Annotated in this window: 3 protein-coding genes; all 3 read right to left on the bottom strand. The window is 54.4% G+C overall.

Annotation, left to right across the window (positions count from 1 at the left end):
* Positions 1-728: 728 nt before the first annotated feature.
* Positions 729-1,160, bottom strand: coding sequence for a hypothetical protein (locus HNR46_RS20390; RefSeq protein ID WP_184022533.1), 432 nt, complete (start codon positions 1,158-1,160; stop codon positions 729-731).
* Positions 1,161-1,336: 176 nt separating this feature from the next.
* Complete coding sequence (locus tag HNR46_RS20395) at positions 1,337-1,699, bottom strand: hypothetical protein (RefSeq protein ID WP_184022534.1); 363 nt, start codon at positions 1,697-1,699, stop codon at positions 1,337-1,339.
* 286 nt (positions 1,700-1,985) lie between these two features.
* Entirely contained in the window at positions 1,986-2,138 is a 153-nt protein-coding gene (locus tag HNR46_RS20400; RefSeq protein ID WP_184022536.1) for a hypothetical protein, read from the bottom strand.
* Positions 2,139-2,470: the final 332 nt, after the last annotated feature.

The following is a 2,470-nucleotide window of genomic DNA, read 5'->3' on the forward strand; positions in this document are numbered from 1 at the left end:
GAGGAGGTGCTTGCGCGCATCCATCATCGGCACCGGAAACGCAAGGCAGATATCGAGCGCCGATGGAACGGACGGACCGGAATTCCCACCAATTTTCCTAAGTAGAACTATTGCACTTCACTCCTGAAGTCACCATTTTCATTTACCGCACGCTTGAACTGAACGGAGAGTATGCGAATGCGGAGTGAAAATAGGTGCTCAGTAAGAATGCGGGCACAATTAGCGCGATCCGCAAGAATCGGATTCTAGGGGCGTTTGTGACTCGGAAGTATCGAAATCGCGACATGACCAAGAGAAGGAGTGCATGCAGAATGCCAGCGGAGAATAGAGCTTCATAGAGACCCGCTGCTTCTTCTCGATTGGTGCCTGGTCGCTCAGCATACATCCAAATCACACCGATTCTCCAGGCAAGGAAGTAGGGAATCTCCAAGAATACCGCAATCCCGAGAACCCTCACGATATCCATTCTCTTCCAGCAGATTAGCCCGACGATCGCGAGCCGCAATGCCGCAAAGAAGTACCACGACGGCTGGAAACGGTTAAACGTGCATTGTGGGCAAGCAAGGAATGTTGTCAGCTCTGAGAGCATCTTGAGCTTTCTGCCGAACTTCAGAGGCCACCCACTCCGCTACCGGAGCGCCAGCCTGATTCAAGGTTGCGGAAACTCCACCACCCTACAAGCCCAACTCTCGGCGGGTAGCGGGTTCTCCGGCGCCAACTTGTTCGCTTCATTGTTTCTTGAGGAGCGGGCCGTCTGATCCGTCTGGCCCCGAGTAGTAGGGTAGAATCGCAGGCATGCCACGTCTGGTGATCCAGCGTGGCTGCTCCAGTGTCGATCCACTAAATGTGAGGTTCCAATCAAAGTTGCTCCATGTGCCGCCGGTCAGTCCCTTGAGATTGGTGGCTGTGTAAGTCCCATCCGCCCGAAGTGTCAGTGACGAGTCGCCGTTGGCATAATGCCCAGCAATCCGTCCGGGCGTGGCGTCGGCCGGGTTGTATTCCGTTTCAGCACCCAAGATCGCCGAGCCAGCCACGAGCGCAATCGGTAGAAGCGCCAGACAAGCTGTGACCCATCCACCCACAGAGAGCTTCTTCCGCATGACGAGAAGAATCATCTGCACGATGAGAATCACGCCGCTCACCGCGACCACAAGGAGCATGAACAATATGGAAAGCGACTCCATCTAGCCGGGTATTTTGTAGCAAACTTCAGAGACCACCCACTCCACTACCGGGAGTGCCAGCCTGATCAAAGGTTGTAGATCCTCTACCCTCCCCACAAGTCCAACTCCCAGCAACGGGGTTAAGTATTGCACTTCACTCGTGAAGCCAACGCTTATCTTGTTACGCGGATCGGAAGCGGATTGACCTGCTCGAATTGCGTAGGCAGCCTCACAACCAAATATCCGTCGCCCAGATCGGTCTCTGATGCCTCCCAGGTGAATCTAAAGCGTTGAGACTCTCCTGCGCCGATTCTATCAAAGATCGGCGGGCAAATTGATACCGAATTCCTCACGATGGCAATGGATTCGAGGTCCTTCACGAAAATCACCCCGGCGTGGTCCATGATCAGTTCATCGCCGTCGTAATAAGAAGGAGGAATCGATACTTCCGCGCGGGTCCGATTCAAAGCAACGACCTCAAGAGTAATTTTAGAGCCCTGACGAACCTCCCTCGGCAAGGGAGACACAGTCGTCATAAGCTTCGCTGATGATTGCCTAGCCGAAACTGAACAACCCACCAACACGCAGGGCAGAAGTATACTCAGTCTCCAGATTCTCATTCTTGGTCAAAGTCTGAGGCTACCCCTACCGAATCCGCAGCCCGTCTGCAAGCTCCTGCGTCGTCAAAAGGTCGGAAGCCTTCTGCTCTGATCCGGGGGACTCGGGGCGTCGTCGCTCGCGACCTCCGGGGGTACGTCCCGTGCCGGAGCGCGTGAGGCGGGTGAGCATTTCGGCGTCGCGGGGGTCGCACTTGCGGTCGTTCTAACAGATGGCGCGGACCTTCTCAAGCGAGGGGCGGCTGTTGGGGATGCTTCTTTCTTTGATGATCTCCACGTCAGTTCCGAGCACGCAGACGACATACTTCCGGTCTCCAAGGTCAAGCCCGAGGATTGGGGGCGATGAGTTGGTTTTCATCGCAGCAAGGAGTCCACCCCACCGGGCCAGTCACGGCCCTGCTGCCTTCTCATCTATTCTTGTTCGCAGTTGGTTCGATATGCGATGTATGACTTTGGAAATATCCCTAGTAAACGCTCAGTAACAATTGTGCAATCAGGAAAAAGTTCCTTGACCTGCTTCTTGCTGAGTAGTTGGGTAAACGCAATAACCTCGTCGATATCGCCCTGACTAGTGCAACGTCAGAGAATTAACAGTCATACGATCTGCTTTAGCGAAGCATGCCCAAAGCGTTACCGCCCTTGAAAGTCAGCAAAAAGCAACGCGGCGAACTTGAAGCCATCGTCCGTAGT

Source organism: Haloferula luteola, from assembly GCF_014201715.1.
GTDB lineage: Bacteria > Verrucomicrobiota > Verrucomicrobiia > Verrucomicrobiales > Akkermansiaceae > Haloferula > Haloferula luteola.